General features: G+C 66.2%; 18 protein-coding genes. 6 read left to right on the plus strand and 12 right to left on the minus strand.

From position 1 onward, the window contains the following. Positions 1-69 precede the first annotated feature (69 nt). The 3 genes from EXR94_13440 to EXR94_13450 all read left to right on the plus strand — a co-directional run bounded on the left by EXR94_13440 (position 70) and on the right by EXR94_13450 (position 1,128). On the plus strand, positions 70-330 hold the full coding sequence (locus EXR94_13440) for a hypothetical protein (protein ID MSR03718.1): 261 nt from the start codon (positions 70-72) through the stop codon (positions 328-330). A gap of 61 nt (positions 331-391) precedes the next feature. Further along, a complete protein-coding gene (locus EXR94_13445; protein ID MSR03719.1) occupies positions 392-664 on the plus strand; it encodes a DUF4242 domain-containing protein in 273 nt (90 codons plus the stop codon). Positions 665-675: 11 nt separating this feature from the next. Continuing rightward, positions 676-1,128 (plus strand): YaiI/YqxD family protein, encoded by a 453-nt coding sequence (locus EXR94_13450; GenBank protein MSR03720.1) that lies wholly within the window; start codon positions 676-678, stop codon positions 1,126-1,128. Here the strand turns inward: EXR94_13450 and EXR94_13455 are convergent. Beyond that, positions 1,114-1,437, minus strand: a complete 324-nt coding sequence (locus EXR94_13455) for a hypothetical protein (protein ID MSR03721.1) — start codon at positions 1,435-1,437, stop codon at positions 1,114-1,116. The two genes, EXR94_13450 and EXR94_13455, sit on opposite strands and share 15 nt — an antisense overlap. Before the next feature lie 23 nt (positions 1,438-1,460). Between EXR94_13455 and EXR94_13460 the strand changes: the two genes are divergently transcribed. The 3 genes from EXR94_13460 to EXR94_13470 are packed head-to-tail and all read left to right on the plus strand — an operon-like array spanning position 1,461 to position 6,106. Further along, a complete protein-coding gene (locus EXR94_13460) occupies positions 1,461-2,756 on the plus strand; it encodes an XdhC/CoxI family protein (protein MSR03722.1) in 1,296 nt (431 codons plus the stop codon). Then, positions 2,753-4,207 (plus strand): serine hydrolase, encoded by a 1,455-nt coding sequence (locus EXR94_13465; protein MSR03723.1) that lies wholly within the window; start codon positions 2,753-2,755, stop codon positions 4,205-4,207. The genes EXR94_13460 and EXR94_13465 overlap by 4 nt, the downstream gene beginning before the upstream one ends. A gap of 12 nt (positions 4,208-4,219) precedes the next feature. Beyond that, positions 4,220-6,106, plus strand: coding sequence for a Na+:solute symporter (locus EXR94_13470; GenBank protein ID MSR03724.1), 1,887 nt, complete (start codon positions 4,220-4,222; stop codon positions 6,104-6,106). Here the strand turns inward: EXR94_13470 and EXR94_13475 are convergent. The 11 genes from EXR94_13475 to EXR94_13525 all read right to left on the minus strand — a co-directional run bounded on the left by EXR94_13475 (position 6,103) and on the right by EXR94_13525 (position 15,062). Beyond that, positions 6,103-7,197: an NAD-dependent epimerase/dehydratase family protein gene (locus EXR94_13475; GenBank protein MSR03725.1), complete on the minus strand. Its 1,095-nt coding sequence runs from the start codon at positions 7,195-7,197 to the stop codon at positions 6,103-6,105. The two genes, EXR94_13470 and EXR94_13475, sit on opposite strands and share 4 nt — an antisense overlap. After that, on the minus strand, positions 7,194-7,499 hold the full coding sequence (gene hisE, locus EXR94_13480) for a phosphoribosyl-ATP diphosphatase (GenBank protein ID MSR03726.1): 306 nt from the start codon (positions 7,497-7,499) through the stop codon (positions 7,194-7,196). Before hisE ends, EXR94_13475 begins: the two co-directional genes overlap by 4 nt. A 54-nt stretch (positions 7,500-7,553) precedes the next feature. Further along, positions 7,554-7,778 carry a hypothetical protein gene (locus EXR94_13485; GenBank protein ID MSR03727.1) on the minus strand — a complete coding sequence of 75 codons (225 nt, stop codon included), beginning with the start codon at positions 7,776-7,778 and terminating at the stop codon, positions 7,554-7,556. Further along, the gene (gene hisN, locus EXR94_13490) at positions 7,775-8,545 is read right to left on the minus strand and encodes a histidinol-phosphatase (GenBank protein MSR03728.1); all 771 of its coding nucleotides are present in this window, start codon (positions 8,543-8,545) and stop codon (positions 7,775-7,777) included. The genes EXR94_13485 and hisN overlap by 4 nt, the downstream gene beginning before the upstream one ends. Then, positions 8,542-8,898 (minus strand): ATP phosphoribosyltransferase, encoded by a 357-nt coding sequence (gene hisG, locus EXR94_13495; protein MSR03729.1) that lies wholly within the window; start codon positions 8,896-8,898, stop codon positions 8,542-8,544. Before hisG ends, hisN begins: the two co-directional genes overlap by 4 nt. 190 nt (positions 8,899-9,088) lie before the next feature. Further along, positions 9,089-9,640, minus strand: a complete 552-nt coding sequence (locus tag EXR94_13500; protein MSR03730.1) for an arginine repressor — start codon at positions 9,638-9,640, stop codon at positions 9,089-9,091. Then, entirely contained in the window at positions 9,547-10,980 is a 1,434-nt protein-coding gene (gene argH / locus EXR94_13505; protein MSR03731.1) for an argininosuccinate lyase, read from the minus strand. Before argH ends, EXR94_13500 begins: the two co-directional genes overlap by 94 nt. Beyond that, on the minus strand, positions 10,908-11,987 hold the full coding sequence (locus tag EXR94_13510; GenBank protein MSR03732.1) for a M20/M25/M40 family metallo-hydrolase: 1,080 nt from the start codon (positions 11,985-11,987) through the stop codon (positions 10,908-10,910). The genes argH and EXR94_13510 overlap by 73 nt, the downstream gene beginning before the upstream one ends. After that, on the minus strand, positions 11,962-12,900 hold the full coding sequence (gene argB, locus EXR94_13515) for an acetylglutamate kinase (GenBank protein ID MSR03733.1): 939 nt from the start codon (positions 12,898-12,900) through the stop codon (positions 11,962-11,964). The genes EXR94_13510 and argB overlap by 26 nt, the downstream gene beginning before the upstream one ends. Continuing rightward, positions 12,901-13,914 (minus strand): N-acetylornithine carbamoyltransferase, encoded by a 1,014-nt coding sequence (locus EXR94_13520; protein MSR03734.1) that lies wholly within the window; start codon positions 13,912-13,914, stop codon positions 12,901-12,903. Further along, a complete protein-coding gene (locus tag EXR94_13525) occupies positions 13,911-15,062 on the minus strand; it encodes an aminotransferase class III-fold pyridoxal phosphate-dependent enzyme (GenBank protein ID MSR03735.1) in 1,152 nt (383 codons plus the stop codon). Before EXR94_13525 ends, EXR94_13520 begins: the two co-directional genes overlap by 4 nt. Positions 15,063-15,074 lie beyond the last annotated feature (12 nt).

Consider the following 15,074-nt stretch of genomic DNA (forward strand, 5'->3'; position numbering starts at 1 on the left):
CCCCGGTTCCGTCACCGGTCCGCCGGGGCGACAGCCACCCCGACTAGGATACTGGAATGCGAATCGCCTTTGGCCTTGGCCGGACTCGGCGTGCTCACGGTGCGTGACCGGATCTGGAATGAGGCCCGCGACAGTACCGGGACCCTGCTCAACAATTTCTCGGTCAACGGCACCTCGAGCGACGGGGCGCTCCAGGGCCATCTCGGGGCCGGGTTCTCGATCCAACCGGTGGACTCCCGGATCGGGCTTGGTCTCGAGGGCCGGGCCACCGCCCTGCTCCACAATTACTCGGGTGGGCCGCTGACGAGCGTGGCCCGGCGGCCTTCCTGACGTTGATGGCGGGATGCGGAAACAAGAACTATGTTCGGCCACCCCAATTCGAGACGACGCAATACCCAAGTACGTGATCGAGCGAGATATCCCCGGCGCCGGAGGCCTTTCAGCGGCCGACCTCCAAGCCATCAGCCAGAAGTCGTGCGGCGTCCTGGCCAACCTCGGCCCCCAGATCCAATGGGTCCAGAGTTATGTGACGGCGGACAAGGTCTACTGCGTCTACAACGCTCCGAACGAGGCCCTGGTCCGCGAGCACGCCGCCCAGGGTGGCTTCCCGGCCAACCGAGTGTCGAAGGTCACCACGATCATCGACCCGACCACCGCGGAGTAGCCTCGCTCACGATTTGGATCGACGCCGACGCGGCGCCTCGCGACGTGAAAGACTTGGTCTTTCGCGCCTCGAAGCGCCTCGGCCTGCCCGTGGTGCTGGTGGCCAACCAACGGCTCCAGACGCCGCCGGGCTATCCCCTGGTCACCACGGTCTGGGTCAACGGCGGGCCTGACGTCGCCGACCAGCACATCGTCGCCCACGTTGCCTTCGGTGATCTGGTCGTAACCCAGGACATTCCCCTCGCCGCGCTCCTGGTGCCGAAGGGCATTGCGGTCCTCGATCCCCGAGGCGAGGAGCATACCGAGGAAACGATCGGCGAACGGCTCTCGATCCGCGACTTCATGGAAGCCGTTCGGATGGGTGGCACCGAGACCGGCGGGCCCCCGCCCTACGATGCCCGAGCCAAGCAGGCGTTTGCCTCGGCCCTCGACCGGGTCCTCACCCGGTTGCTACGCATCACATAGCGGATACCCGGTCGAGCGCCGCTCAGCTGGAATGGGTTGCCATCGGTTGAGACTCGGCTTGCCGGACACCGATTCGAGCAGGCCCCGGAGGTAGCCGGTGGCGAAGACGTGCCCGAGAAAGCCGTAGCCATCGTTCGATCCGGGCTCGAGGGCGAGCCGTGGTACGTGATCGATCCGAATCGGACTGTCGCATCCGGTCCGCTCAAGGGCTTCGCACACCGGGATGAAATCCGTGGGGCCGTCGTCGGGAAACGTCTCGACGAAATCGGTCGGGGTTCCGGCTACGTCGCGGAAGTGGAGATGGTGGATCCGGCCCCCGGAACCGTTCCGTCATGGCCACGAGGTCGGCGCCCATCGCGTCGGCTAGTACCCTCGTAGTAGGCGAGGTGATCGACCCCGATCTACTTGATGACCTGCAACCGTTCGGGCGGGTAGGGGGCCACCGCCGCCATGGCGACTCGCATTCGAGAGAAGATATGGTCCCCCCCCCGATTCCGCGCGACCGGGCGGGCCGCCTGGACTTACGCCTGGCCCTGCGGACCACGTATCGTTGGCAGGTTCAACCGAAGTGGAGCGCGACGATGCGGGAACTACTGGAAGCCTATGAGCGGCTCCGGGCCGAAGGACTGGTCGGCCGGGCCGTGGTGACTCAGATCTGGGGATCGGCCCCGCGGCCCGAGGGCGCCGTGCTCCTCGCGAGCCCGACCGGCAAGATGGCCGGTTCCGTGTCGGGCGGGTGCGTCGAGAACGCGGTGGTCGAGGAGATCAGGGCGGCCATCGAACGCGGCACGCCCAAGGCGCTGGAGTACGGGGTGACGCACGAACGGGCCTGGGAATTCGGGCTCTCCTGCGGCGGCACCATCTCGCTGTTCGTCGAGCCGACGGTTCGGGCTGAAATCGTGGCGGCCGCCGGCCGGCGGGAGGGGAGCGTGGTCGCCACGGTCATCGGCGGGGCGGCCCCCCTCGGGGCCGCGCTCGTGTATCACGAATCGGGCGCTCGCGAGAACCTCCGGGTCCCGCCGGGCCTCGCCGAGACGATGGCCGCCGGCGCCGCCGATGCCATCACGCACTTGTCGAGCAAGTCGGAAACGATTCCGACCCCGAACGGCGAGGTTCGGGTCCTCTACGAGGTGTTTCCCCGGCGGCCCACGCTGTTGATCTTCGGGGGCGTGCATATCGCCACCGCGCTGGTCACGCTCGCCCGGCCGCTCGGGTTTCGAACCGTGGTGGCCGATGGCCGCGAAGCGTTTCTGACGCCGGAGCGGTTTCCCGACGCCGACGAGTTGATCGTCGGCTGGCCCGATGAGGTCTTTGCCAGAGTCGGGATCGACTCGGCCACCTGCATCTGCCTCCTGACCCATGACCCCAAGTTCGACGAACCGGCCATCGAGGTGGCGCTCAGGTCGCCGGCGGCGTATATCGGGGTGATCGGATCGCGGAAGACCCAGCAGATCCGGCGGGAACGACTCAAGGAAGCCGGTCATTCCGCCGAGCAGATCGCCCGATTGCATGGACCGATCGGGCTCGACTTGGGCGGGCGGGAGCCGAGCGAGATCGCGTTGGCGATCTTGGCGGAGATCACGGCCACCCGATATCAAGGCAAAATCACCAGGGGGACCAAATCATGACATCCCGATCCGTACTCAGCGCCCTGCTGTTCGCGGCCGCCGTCCCGGCCACCGGCCGCACCCAATCGGTGGCCAATCATCCGCGGGTCAAGGAAGCGACCGCGGTCCTCGAGAAGTGGATCGAGGCCACCCGAGCCTATACCCGGTACCCCGGCGTCTCGGCCGCGGTGGTGGTCGACCAAGAGGTGATCTGGCAGGGTGGGTTCGGCTACGCCGACATCACCAAGCGGACGCCCGCGACGGCGACGACGCTCTACAGCATCTGCTCGATTTCGAAGTTGTTCACCAGTGTCGCCCTGATGCAGCTCCGCGACCTGGGGAAGGTTCGGCTCGATGACCCGGTCGCCAAGCACTTGAGTTGGTTCACGATCAAGAATCCGCGGCCCGACCAGGAAGCCGTGACCGTGGAGGGCATCCTAACCCACGCGGCGGGACTCCCGCGCGAGGCGGCCTATCCGTATTGGAGCGCCCCGAGCTTCGAGTTCCCGACCCGCGAACAGATCATCAATGCGGTGTCGAGCCAGGAAATGCTCTACCGGCCCGAGACCTATTTCCAATACTCGAATCTCGGCCTCACGCTGGCCGGCGAAATAGTGGCGGTCGCCTCCGGCAAGTCCTACGGTGATCAAGTGCAAGCCAATGTGCTGAATCCTCTCGGGCTCAAGGACACCTATTGGGACATGCCGGCGCAGGAGCGGGGCAAACGGCTCGCCATGGGCTACAGCGGCTGGCCCCGGGAGGGCGCCCGCCGGGAAATTCCGTTCTTTCAGGCCCGGGGCATTGCCCCGGCGGCCGGATACGCGTCGACCGCGCTCGACCTCGCCAAGTTTGCGTCATGGCAGTTCCGGCTCCTGGCCAAGGGTGGCGCCGAGGTGCTGTCGGCCAACACCCTCCGCGAGATGCAGCGGGTCCATTTCATGGATCCGGCCTGGGAGACCACCTGGGGACTCGGGTTTGAGGTGTGGCGAAACGACGGCAGGACGTTCGTCGGCCACGGCGGGAGTTGCCCCGGCTACCGGACCCAGCTGACCATGCGGCCTGAGGAGAAGATCGCCACGATCACGATGGTCAACGCGATCGACGCCGACGCCGAGGGCCTGGCCCAGCAGGCCTACAACCTTCTGGCCCCGGCCATCAAGGCGGCCCAGGATACCTCGAGCCGTGCCCTGCCCGTGGCCGACGCCAGCCTCGACAAATACCTCGGCACCTATGCCGAGTCGTTCGGGGGGGAATTGGAGATCATTCGGTGGGAGGGCAGGCTCGCCTCGATTTTTCTCCCGACCGAGAATCCCGCTCGGGCCATTACCAAATACCAGAAGGTCGGCGAGCACACCTTCAAGCGGATCCGGAAGGACGGGGAGTTGGCCGAGTCGATCACGTTCGACATCGGCCCGGACGGCCGCGCCACGACGTACCGGAGCAGCAACAACTTCATGCCCCGGATCCGGTAAGGCCCCCGCTCCATGCGACTGCAACCCCTCGACTGGGTCATCGCGGTAGCGTCGCTGCTGATCTGCTTCCTACCGGCCCTGTTCTTCGGAAAACGGGCCGGCAAGAACACCTCGGAGTTCTTTGCTTCCGGCCGGTCGGTGCCGTGGTGGCTGGCCGGGTTGTCGATGGTGGCCACCACGTTCAGCAGCGACACCCCGAATTGGGTAACCCAACAAGTCCGTCAGTTCGGGGTGGCCGGCAACTGGCAATGGTGGGCGTTCGTGCTGACCGGGGTGTCGACGGTGTTCTTCTACGCCCGGCTCTGGCGGCGGTCCGGGGTCATGACCGACCTCGAGTTCTATGAACTCCGCTACTCGGGCCAAGCCGCCTCCGTGGTCCGGGGCTTCCGCGCCGTCTATCTCGGCCTGTTCTTCAACTGCTTCATCATGGGGACGGTGACGCTCGCGGCCTGCAAGATCGCGAACATTCTGTTCGGGATGCCACCGTGGCAGACGATCCTCATCTGCGGCGTCTTGAACGTGGCTTTCGCCGCCCACTCCGGCCTTTGGGGTGTGCTGGTCATCGACATGATTCAGTTCTTCATCAAGATGACGGCGGTCATCGCCGCGGCCTACTTCAGCCTGAAGCAAGTGGCCCGGTCCACCGGAGTCGGCGAAGGCGCGTGGGACGGGCTCCAGAAACTGGTGGCGACGCTCGGCGGACAGCAGGTCAACTTCGTCAACGGCACCCCGGTTCGCTCCGCCATCGACGGCACCGGGCAGCCGATCCTCGACCTGCTGCCGAACTTCTCGATGAGCGAGTTGGCGCTGATGATCTTCATCATGCCGATCGCGGTCAGTTGGTGGGCCAACTGGTACCCGGGGTCCGAACCGGGCGGCGGCAGCTACATCGCCCAGCGGATGCTGGCGTCTAAAACAGAGAAGGATTCGTTGGGCGGCACCCTGTTCTTCAATTTGGCACACTACGTCCTCCGGCCCTGGCCCTGGATCATCACGGCGCTTTGCTCGATCATCATCTTTCCAGAGCTGTCCGACATCCAGGCGGCATTTCCTGCGGCCGATCCCGCCCTGATCGGGCATGACAGCGCCTTCCCGGCCATGCTCAAATTCTTGCCGGTCGGGTTCGTGGGCCTGATGGTCGGCGGATTGATCGCGGCCAACTCGTCGACCATCCTGACCCATCTCAACTGGGGCTCGTCGTACCTGGTCCACGATTTGTACCGACGGTTCCTCCGGCCCGCCGGCACCGAGAAGCACTACGTCAACGTCGGCCGGCTCTGCACGGTGGGCCTGTATGTGGTGGCGGCGGGATTAAGCCAACTCCTGACCTCGGCGCAGGACGCCTTCGAAATCTTGATTTCGATCGGAGCCGGCACCGGGCTGATTTACCTGCTCCGGTGGTTTTGGTGGCGGATCAGCGCTTGGTGCGAGGTGGCGGCCATGGTCAGTTCCTTCACGATCTCGATCATCTTCTTCGTGATGAAGAAGACCGGCCATCCCCTGCCGTTTGCCACCACGGTGCTCTTTTCGGTGGCGTTCACCACGGTGTGCTGGCTGGTGACGGCCTACGTCGCGGCCCCGACCAGCCGCGACCAACTGGTGGCCTTTTTCCGGAAAGTGCACCCGGCGGGCCCGGGCTGGACCAAGATTCGAATCGAAGCCGGGGTCAGCGCCGAGGATGCGGCCCTGCACGGCGACCACATGGGCATGGCAACCTTGGGATGGGTTGCCGGTTGCCTGACGATCTGGTCATCGCTGTTCGGAATCGGCCAATTCCTCTATGGCCGCACCCAATTGGCCCTGGCCCTTGGCGCGCTGTTTGCCGTGAGCGGGCTCACGCTGCTTTGGGTCATCAACCATCTCTGGGACCCAAAGCCGGGCTCGCGGGCTCCGAATTAGCCCCGGGCGTGCCACTCCTTTAGGAGTTCGATTTCCCGGGCCGCGGTCAGGCCCGGGCGGGGCACGGCTTCCCACGCGGTTCCCTCCGACTTGAACCACTTGAGGGTGTCCGCCGCGGTATCGGCCAAGGAACGGTAGGTCAGGCCGGCCGCGACGGCACGCTTGGGGCTGATCAGCCCGTTGCCCTTGTGATCACCAATCGGCGGGTACCAGATCGGGATGTCCCGCCACGGCCGAATCTTCCGGTCGAGGAGAAACTGAGTCTCAACCCAGATAAACCGGACGTCGGCGCTGGTGATGGCCCGGATCCCGTAGAGAAATTCGGCCATCGAGAGCGGAGTACCCGGTCCCATCGCGTTGAACACTCCGGTGGTCTTCTGCTCGAGCAGCCGAACGATCCATTCGGCCATGTCCCGGGCATCGATGATTTGCACCGGGTCGGTCGGCGCGCCGGCGGCCAGCACTTCGCCGCCCCGGTCGATCCGGACCGGCCAATAGGTGAAGAGGTTGGCGTTGTCACCCGGGCCGACGATCCAGCCTGGCCGGATGATGGTATTGCGCTCCGGAAACGCCTCGCGGACTTCCTGCTCGCAAATCACCTTGAGCGGTCCGTAGTACTTCCGGGTGTCCTCCGAGTTCGGCTCGGGTAGCACGGCCTTGGGGGCATCCTCGTCCATATGGTCGACGGTGAAATCTTTATAGACGTCGCCGGTCGAGATGAAGAGGTAGTGGTCGGCCTGGGCCTTGAGCATTTGCGCCGAGGCGCGGACCACCCGCGGCACATAGCCCGAGGTGTCGATGACCGCGTCCCACTTCCGTCCCTTCAAGACGCCAAGGCCGCCGTCCCGGTCGCCGATCAGCTTCTCGAGGCCCGGAAAGAGGCCCGGATTGGTCTTGCCTCGATTGAAGAGCGTCGGCACGTGACCTCGGGCCTGAGCCGCCCGAACCATGTGGGGACCGATGAATCCGGTCCCGCCGATGAACAAGATCCGAAGCGGAGCCTTCCGCCGAAGCGTGAAGGCCGAGGGTCCGATCGAGAGCGCGGCGCCGGTGACGGCGGTGGTCTTGATGAAATCGCGTCGAGTAGTCATTGAGGTAATGTAGCAGAGGTGGATTCCCGGCGGCCAAAGGCTTCCTGGACGTCGGCCAGCGACACCCCCAGCGCCCGGACGGCCACCAGCGTGTGGTAGAGAAGGTCGGCGGCCTCTTCGGTGGCACGGACCGGGTCGCCATCGACGCAGGCCACCGCTAATTCGGTCGCTTCCTCACCCAGTTTTTTCAGGCGGAGGTTTCGGTCGGCGAGGAGCTTGGCGGTGTAGCTGGCTCCGGCATCGGGCCCGGCGGCGCGGGCCGCGATGGTCCGGTCGAGGCGGCCGAGGACTCCGGCGCCCATGTCCCCAAAGCAGGTTGGGGCGCCGGTATGACACGCCGGTCCCGCCGGGATCACCTAGGCCAAGAGCGTATCGCCGTCGCAATCGGGCAGCAGGCTGACCACCCGCTGGACGTTGCCGCTGGTGGCGCCTTTATGCCAAAGGCCCCGGCTCCGGGAGCGATAGTGCATCTCGCCGGTCTCGAGCGTCTTGGCCACCATCAGCACCGCCCCGGTCGTGGCGTCTTGGGCAACCACCGCCACGACTCCACCCCGTTTCGTGAAGTCCAAGCGATCGATCATGGGGATACCAACATCGACCGGACCGTCACCGCTAGTTCCCGGTTGGTGGCAATCGTATCGCCGCCAAAGGCGGTTCGCCGGCCTTGCCAATCAGTCAACACGCCACCCGCTTCCTCGATGATGGGCATCAAACAGGCTGAGTCCCAGGGGTTCATTCGGTCGTCAACCATGACATCGGCCCGGCCGGTGGCGACCAGGAGATAGCCGAAGCAATCGCCCCAGGTTCGGACCACCCGGGCCTCAGCCGCCAGGGCCTGCCACGATTGCCTCCGCACCGGCTGATCGGGAAATCGCTCGTCGGTGGCGAGGACCACGGCATCGGCCAACACCGACTGGGTCGACACCCGGCAGCGCGCTCCGTTGCACCAAGCACCTTCGCCCCGGGCGCCGGCGACCAACTCGCCGGCCGCGGCACAGTTGATGGCCCCGGCCAGCACCTCTTCTCCCTCTACGACGGCGATCAGGGTTCCCCAGAGCGGGGTTCCGGCCACGAAGCTCTTGGTCCCGTCGATCGGGTCGATCAGCCAGCGCCGGCCGGTGCCGCTCCCGGTCAATCCGAACTCTTCGCCGAGAATGGTATCGTTGGGAAATCGAGCGCTGATCCACGCCCGTGCCGCCTGTTCAGCGGATTGGTCGGCGATGGTGACCGGACTCCCGTCACCTTTCCATTCGACCGCCACACCCTTGCCGAAATATCGGAGGGCCACCTCGCCGGCCACGCGGGACACATCGGTCACCGCCTGGAGGAGTTCGCTCGGATTGCTCACCAGGTTCTCCGGGTTGGAATGCCGGCCGCGGCCATGGCCTGTTTGAACTCGGTGACGGTCGTCTGGCCGTCGTGGAGGATCCGGCACCGGCCGAAGTTGAGGTCGAGCCGGTCGACCAGCGCCCGCTCCGACTCGGTGACCAGATCCCAGCCGGTGATCCCGACCAGGGCGGCGCCGTCGGCCACGAACTCGGGAATGTCCTGCGATCGGACGAAGATCGCTTCGTACTCGTCGCCGAGCTTGGCAATCAGGGCCCGGTCGCTCTGGACCCGGACGGAGAGTCCGGCATCGTCGAGGAGGGCGCGAACATCGTCGGCCAACCGACCTTTGTTTGGCAACGCGATTTTGAGCATCCGGCCTCGAAAAAGAAAGCGGCCCGTCTGGTGACGGGCCGCGGAGTCATGTCGTTACGCCTGAAGGTTCCGAACTAGCACCCCTGCGCAGCAAACCAGACCCCGGCCCGATGACCGTGGTGATGGTGGTGCGCGTGCCGAATCAGAGCGGTGTGCATGGCCCGAAGGTATCCCAAGCCGGCCGGGGCTGTCAAGCCGGTGGTGCCTGGGTCAAGCGGCCGAGTTGCCGGAGCACCCGGCGCTGCCCCGGATTGTCCCGGGTGGCCAGAAAGATCGTGTCATCGCCGGAAATGTTGCCTAACACTTCGGGCCAGGCCAGCCGGTCGAGAGCCGCCCCGACTCGGTTGGCCTCGCCGGGAGGCGTGTGGAGCACGATGAGGACGTCGCCCGCCGCGGTGTACGCCAGGACGCCCTCGACAATCCGCTGCTCGTCCGAATCGCGCCGGGGCGGATTGGTCACCACTTGGCGGTGATAGGCCCCCTCCACCTTGACCAGCTTCAGGGCGGCGATGTCCCGGCTTACCGAGGACTGGGTCACGTCCCAGCCCTCACGGGCGAGCGCCGCCGCCAAATCCTCCTGGGTACCGATCGAGTGGGTCTCGATCAGTTCGAGGATCTTGAGGTGGCGCTGCCGCCGGTCGGCCCGAATCACGGGGCCCGACCGGCCAGCCGGGTGATGGCCGCTTCGAACTTTCGGGCCGCTTGGTCGTTGACCCTGGCCAAGGCCACGAATCGCCGCCACGCGACGCCGAGGCCGAGCCGGCCGAGACCGCCGGTTGACCGGCGCCGGCTGATAATCCGGGCCGCCGAGATGCCCGGCATCCGGTCGCCCCGGTTGAGCGCGGCCGCCACGTCGCGATAGGCCTGCCGGAACGGGACTCCGGTCTCGACCCGCCGCATCACCTCGTCGGTGGCCAGCACGCCGCCTTGCAACATCTCGAGCCCCCGACTGCCCCGAACACCGAGAGCCGGGACGACCAACGTCATCATCGTCACCATGTCCTCGGTCCGGCCGAGCCCCCGGATCAACGGCTCCTTGAGCAACTGGAAGTCGCGGTGATAGCCGCTGGTGAGCTTGGAACGCAACGCCAAGACCGCGGCCAAGTCGCCCTCCAGCACCGCGGCCCGCGCCCGAGTCAACTCGAAGACGTCAGGGTTCCGCTTCTGGGGCATGATGCTCGAACCGGTGGCAAACCGGGCGGGGAGTTCGAGGAGGCCGAACTCCTCACCCGACAACAGCACGACATCACTGGCCAGCTTCGACAGATCGTGGCCGAGCTGAACGCACCAGAACAATACCGCGGCCTCGAGCTTGCCCCGGCCGTTCTGGACCTGCGCGACGTTAGGTTCTACTCCCGCGAAGCCGAGCGCCTTGGCCGCGGCCTCACGGTTGAGCGGCAGGGGCACCCCGTAGCCGGCCCCGCTCCCGAGCGGCGACCGATCGACCAACCGCCAGACCCCGTCGAGCGTCCCGATGGTATCGAGCAGGCCCTCCGCGAACGCCCCGGCCCACATTCCCACGCTCGACGGCATGGCCGGCCGGAGATGCGTGTAGCCGGGCCAGAGGCTGTCCCGGTGCTGGTCGGCAAAGAACAGCAACTCGCTCACCAACCCAAGCGCCTGCATCTCGATCTGGAGGAGCGAGTCCTTGAGATAGAGCCGGAGATCGCAGGCAACCTGGTCGTTGCGGGAGCGGCCCGTGTGGAGCCGTTCGCCGGCCGACCCGAACCGCCGGGTGAGCCACGCCTCCACGGCCGAATGGGCATCCTCATGCTCGGCGCCGATGCCTAACGTTCCGCGCCGCACTGCCGCCAGCGCGGCCCGGAGACCGACTCGGAGCCGGTCACGTTCGCTCCGGGGAATCAGCTTGGAGGCATAGAGTCCCTCGACATGACCCAGGCTTCCGATCACGTCCCATTCGAGGAGGTAGCCGTCCCAGTGCCGGTCGTCACCGACGGTGTACGCCAACATCGCCGGATCCGGCGGGGTGCTTTGCGACCACAAGGTCTTCATCGGAGATACTCCTCGGCCACCGCCCGATAGAACCGGCGGGCGGCCGTCACTTCGGGAAGGTCGACGCATTCGTCGGCGGTGTGGGAGCGCCGGCTGGTGCCGGGCCCGCACTTGATCGTGTCGATAGTGCGGACGAAGACCCAATCGGAACAGGTCGGGCTGCCGAACGTGGTCACCGACGGCTCGACCCGCCGGGCGGCGGCCAGGACCTTGGAATCCGGCGGCGTTTCGCAGGGGACCAGTCGTTCAGACGTGACCACGACGTCGCAATCCAGTCCGGCACGGAGCGCCGCCGCGATCTCGGTGTGCTCAAAGGACGGGGTACTCCGAATGTCGAGGACGGCCTTGGCGGTCGGTGGCGTCACGTTCCGGCTCACGCCCGCCTCGATCATGGTGGCCGTGACGGTCGTCTTGCCTAACACCGGGTGGCTCCGGTCCTGCAATAACGACGGGAGCCGGACCAGATCGGCCGCCAACTGGGTAATCGCATTGGTGAAATTGCCGTCGGCGGCGTATCCGGCGTGGCGTTGGTCGCCCTGAGCCACCAGGTCGACCATCATCAAGCCCCGCTGGGCAATGGCAATGGCCAGATTGGTCGGCTCGCCGACCACCGCCGCGGTGATCGGCGGCAACGTCGCCACCGCCCGGCCCATGGTCGTGTGCTTGGTTTCTTCCCCCAGGCCGAACACCACCACCAGCGATCCGCCGACGGAACCAGCCCGGTGCTCGGCGAAATCGAGCGCGGCCAACAGCATGGAGGCTACCGAGGCTTTGGCATCGCCGGAGCCCCGCCCATACAACAGGTCGCCTTCGATGACCGGGGTGAAGGGGTCCCGAGTCCATCCTTCGCCCGGTGGGACGACATCGAGATGGGAAATGAATGCCAACGTCCGGCCCGGCCGGCCGGTGTCGACCATCACTTTGACTCCGGTCTCATCCCGGACCACATCGAGCCCGAAACCGGCCGCAATCCCCTCGACCAACCGGGCCATCGCCTCCTCGTCGCCACTGACCGAGGGGCATGCCACCAACGCCTTCAGGAGCTCGATTTCATTCCGCAAGTTCGGCTCCGACATAGGTCGCCTTTTCCTTCTTGCCGACGATCATCGTGCCGGCCCCGGACCCCGTGAACACTTCCTGCAACAACGAATCGGTGGCCCGCCCGTCGATGATATGGGTTCGCTCCACCCCGCTCGTCGCGGCCCGAATGCAGGCCTCGACCTTGGGCCGCATGCCGCCGGCCAGAGCGCCTGCTTCCATCAACTGGGTCAGATCGTCCGGATCGGCGAACGTGACCAGCGACGACGGGTCGTTCCGGTCACGGAGAACGCCCGGCACGCCGGTCAAGAAAATCAACTTCTGCGCTTTCAAGGCGACGGCGATTCGCTCCGCGACCGTGTCGGCGTTGACGTTGAAGACATGACCGTCGCGGTCGCCGGCCAGCGAGCAGATCACCGGCACGAACCGCTGATCGAGCAGGGTGGTGAGCACCCGGCCATCGACCTGGTCGATCTCGCCGACGTGTCCGTAGTCGACGATCCGGGTAATCCCGGCATCGTCCTTGACCGCCATGGGCGGGCGCCGGGTGGCCGACAACAGGTCGGCATCCACACCGCTCAGCCCGACGGCCTGGACCCCGTGCCGGCGCAGGGCGCAGAGCAAGTCGAGGTTGACGGTGCCGGCAAATACCATCTTGGCCACTTCGAGGCCCGCGTCATCCGTGACCCGGCGTCCGGCCACGATCTCGGGTTCCTGTCCGAGCCGGCGAGAGAGCGCTGTGGCCTGGGGCCCGCCACCGTGCACGATGACGATCCGAATCCCGAGACTGTGCAGCAACCCCAACTGGGCCGACACTTGGTCGAGTCCGTGGGCATCGGCGACCACGTCGCCCCCGACCTTGACCACGAACACATGGTCGCGATAGGCGCGGACATACCGAAGCGCGCCCTTCAAGCTCGCCAACGGGCGGGCCACTTCATGAGACGACATCTATTTTCTCCCGATCAGGTCAAGCAGCAACGCCCGCTGGACGTGGAGCCGGTTTTCGGCTTGGTCGATGACGACCGAACAGTGGCCATCGAGGACCGCATCGTCGATTTCGACATTCCGCCGGACCGGAAGACAGTGCATCACGATCCCCGTGCCGGCCTTGGTGGCTTTGAGGAGGTCGGTGGTCATCTTCCATCCGCGCAAACCTGCCCGGAACGCCTTCTCCTCCTCCGGTTTGCCGAAATGCTGCAACGACCCCCACGACTTCACGTAGACCGCATCGGCCCCGACCATAGCGTCGGTTTGCGACTGCGCCAGGGTGACCCGGCCCCCGGCCGCGGCGGCCTGCTGATAGATCGTCGCCATGTCCTCGGCGTCGAGGTCGAATCCCGGCGGCCGGGCGATCACCACGTCCATGCCCAACTGCGCCGCCGCGATGGCCGCGCTGGCCGGGACCGCGGTCGGCAACGCCTTCGGATGCCAGGCCCAGCTCAGCACGAACTTCTTGCCCTTTGGCTCGCCCAATTTCTCCTTGAGCGTCAGCGCGTCGGCCAGACCCTGGCAGGGATGCCGCCGGGCCGACTCGAGGTTGATCACCGATTTGTCGCTGTACGCCGCGAAGTCCTTGATGACCCGGTCCTGACGTTCCCGAACCCACTCCGTGCCCTTGGGGAACACCCGGACGCCGATGACATCCGCGTAGCGACCCAACACCCGCGAGGTCTCGATCAAGTGCTCAACCGCAGTGCCTTCCATCACCGCACCCAGCTCGGTCTCCAGGCTCCAGCTGCCCCGGCCCGGCTCCAGCACGATCATGTGCCCGCCGTGCATGAACATCGCCGACTCGAAGCTGGCCCGGGTCCTGAGACTCGGGTCCATGAAGGCGGCCGCCATGATCTTGCCCTCGAGGCCCCCTTTGACTTCGCCCCGTTTGACCCGAGCGGCGAGTTCGAGAATCGACTGGAAGCCTTCGGGGCCAAGGTCTTCGGTAGCGAGGAAATCACGTTTTCTCATGAGAGAGCCCGACGCAAGGCGTCGACGACAAGAGTCGCTTCAGTTCGGGAAAAAGACAGCGGAGGCATCAGCCGGAGAACATTCGGATCACTGGAGGTGCCGGTCAGGACCCGGGACTCGAACAACTTCCGCTGGACGTCGGCGGCCGGCCGGTCGAGCCGAAGGCCGAGGAGGAGACCCCGGCCGGTGATATCGGTCACGCCGCTGATCCGGCTCACCGCCCGGCGGATGTGGTCACCCACGAGTACGGCGTTGTCCACCAACCGATCCCGCCGAATCACTTCGAGATTCGCGAGGGCCGCCGCGCAGGGCACCGGGCCGCCGCCGAAGGTGCTGCCGAGATCGCCGATCTTGAGGCCCGCGGTAATGGCCGAGGTGGCCACCATGGCCCCGATCGGCAAACCGGCCGCGAGGCCTTTGGCAAAGGTCAGGATATCAGGGATCACTTCGTACGCTTCCGCCGCACTGAACGCCCCGCACCGGCCCACGCCGCATTGGATCTCGTCGAAGATCAGCACAGCGCCCTCCCGATCGCAGGCAATCCGGGCTGCCCGTAAGAAGTCCGGGGAACAGTCCCGGGCGCCGGCCATCCCCTGCACCGGCTCGACGATGACCGCGGCGACCGAGTCATCGACCACGGCGCTCATGGCGGTGACGTCGTTGAACGGCACCTTCACGGAGAGCGGAATGCCGGCCCGCCGCGCCCCCTCCTCGTACTTGGCGCCGTCGGTCACCGCGAGCGTTGCCACCGTCCGGCCGTGCCACCCGCCGGACACCGAGACGATCTGTTGCCGGCCGGTGACCTTCCGGGCCAGCACCAAGGCGTTCTCATTGGCCTCGGCGCCGCTATTGCAGAAGAACACTTTGGCCAGCGGATCGGGACAGAGCGACGCGATCACCTCGGCCAAGGCTTCCCGGCCAGCATGAGGAATGACCGTGGAGTAGAAGATCAGCTTGGCCGCCTGCTCCGCGATGGCGCGCACCACCTCCGGGTGCGAGTGCCCGGTGGCGGCAACGGCATGGCCGCCATAGGCGTCGAGCCACTTCTCGCCCTGGTCGTCCACGATCCACGACCCATGACCGGACACGGCCCGGAGCGGAAACTGGGCATAAACGGGGAGCAGAGCCCCCGTGGTCACTGCCGTCATCGATCACCCCTC

The organism is Gemmatimonadota bacterium (assembly GCA_009692115.1).
In the GTDB taxonomy this organism is placed as follows: domain Bacteria; phylum Gemmatimonadota; class Gemmatimonadetes; order Gemmatimonadales; family GWC2-71-9; genus SHZU01.

Bases quoted from the DNA above. Each gene is read 5' to 3' on its own strand.
- hisG (MSR03729.1), bottom strand. From the start codon at position 8,898: ATGCTCAAAATCGCGTTGCCAAACAAAGGTCGGTTGGCCGACGATGTT.
- EXR94_13525 (MSR03735.1), bottom strand. From the start codon at position 15,062: ATGACGGCAGTGACCACGGGGGCTCTGCTCCCCGTTTATGCCCAGTTT.
- EXR94_13465 (MSR03723.1), top strand. From the start codon at position 2,753: ATGACATCCCGATCCGTACTCAGCGCCCTGCTGTTCGCGGCCGCCGTC.
- EXR94_13470 (MSR03724.1), top strand. From the start codon at position 4,220: ATGCGACTGCAACCCCTCGACTGGGTCATCGCGGTAGCGTCGCTGCTG.
- EXR94_13485 (MSR03727.1), bottom strand. From the start codon at position 7,778: ATGATCGATCGCTTGGACTTCACGAAACGGGGTGGAGTCGTGGCGGTG.
- EXR94_13475 (MSR03725.1), bottom strand. From the start codon at position 7,197: ATGACTACTCGACGCGATTTCATCAAGACCACCGCCGTCACCGGCGCC.
- EXR94_13520 (MSR03734.1), bottom strand. From the start codon at position 13,914: ATGAGAAAACGTGATTTCCTCGCTACCGAAGACCTTGGCCCCGAAGGC.
- argB (MSR03733.1), bottom strand. From the start codon at position 12,900: ATGTCGTCTCATGAAGTGGCCCGCCCGTTGGCGAGCTTGAAGGGCGCG.
- hisE (MSR03726.1), bottom strand. From the start codon at position 7,499: ATGGGCGCCGGAGTCCTCGGCCGCCTCGACCGGACCATCGCGGCCCGC.
- EXR94_13460 (MSR03722.1), top strand. From the start codon at position 1,461: ATGGCCACGAGGTCGGCGCCCATCGCGTCGGCTAGTACCCTCGTAGTA.
- EXR94_13510 (MSR03732.1), bottom strand. From the start codon at position 11,987: ATGTCGGAGCCGAACTTGCGGAATGAAATCGAGCTCCTGAAGGCGTTG.
- argH (MSR03731.1), bottom strand. From the start codon at position 10,980: ATGCGTCGACCTTCCCGAAGTGACGGCCGCCCGCCGGTTCTATCGGGC.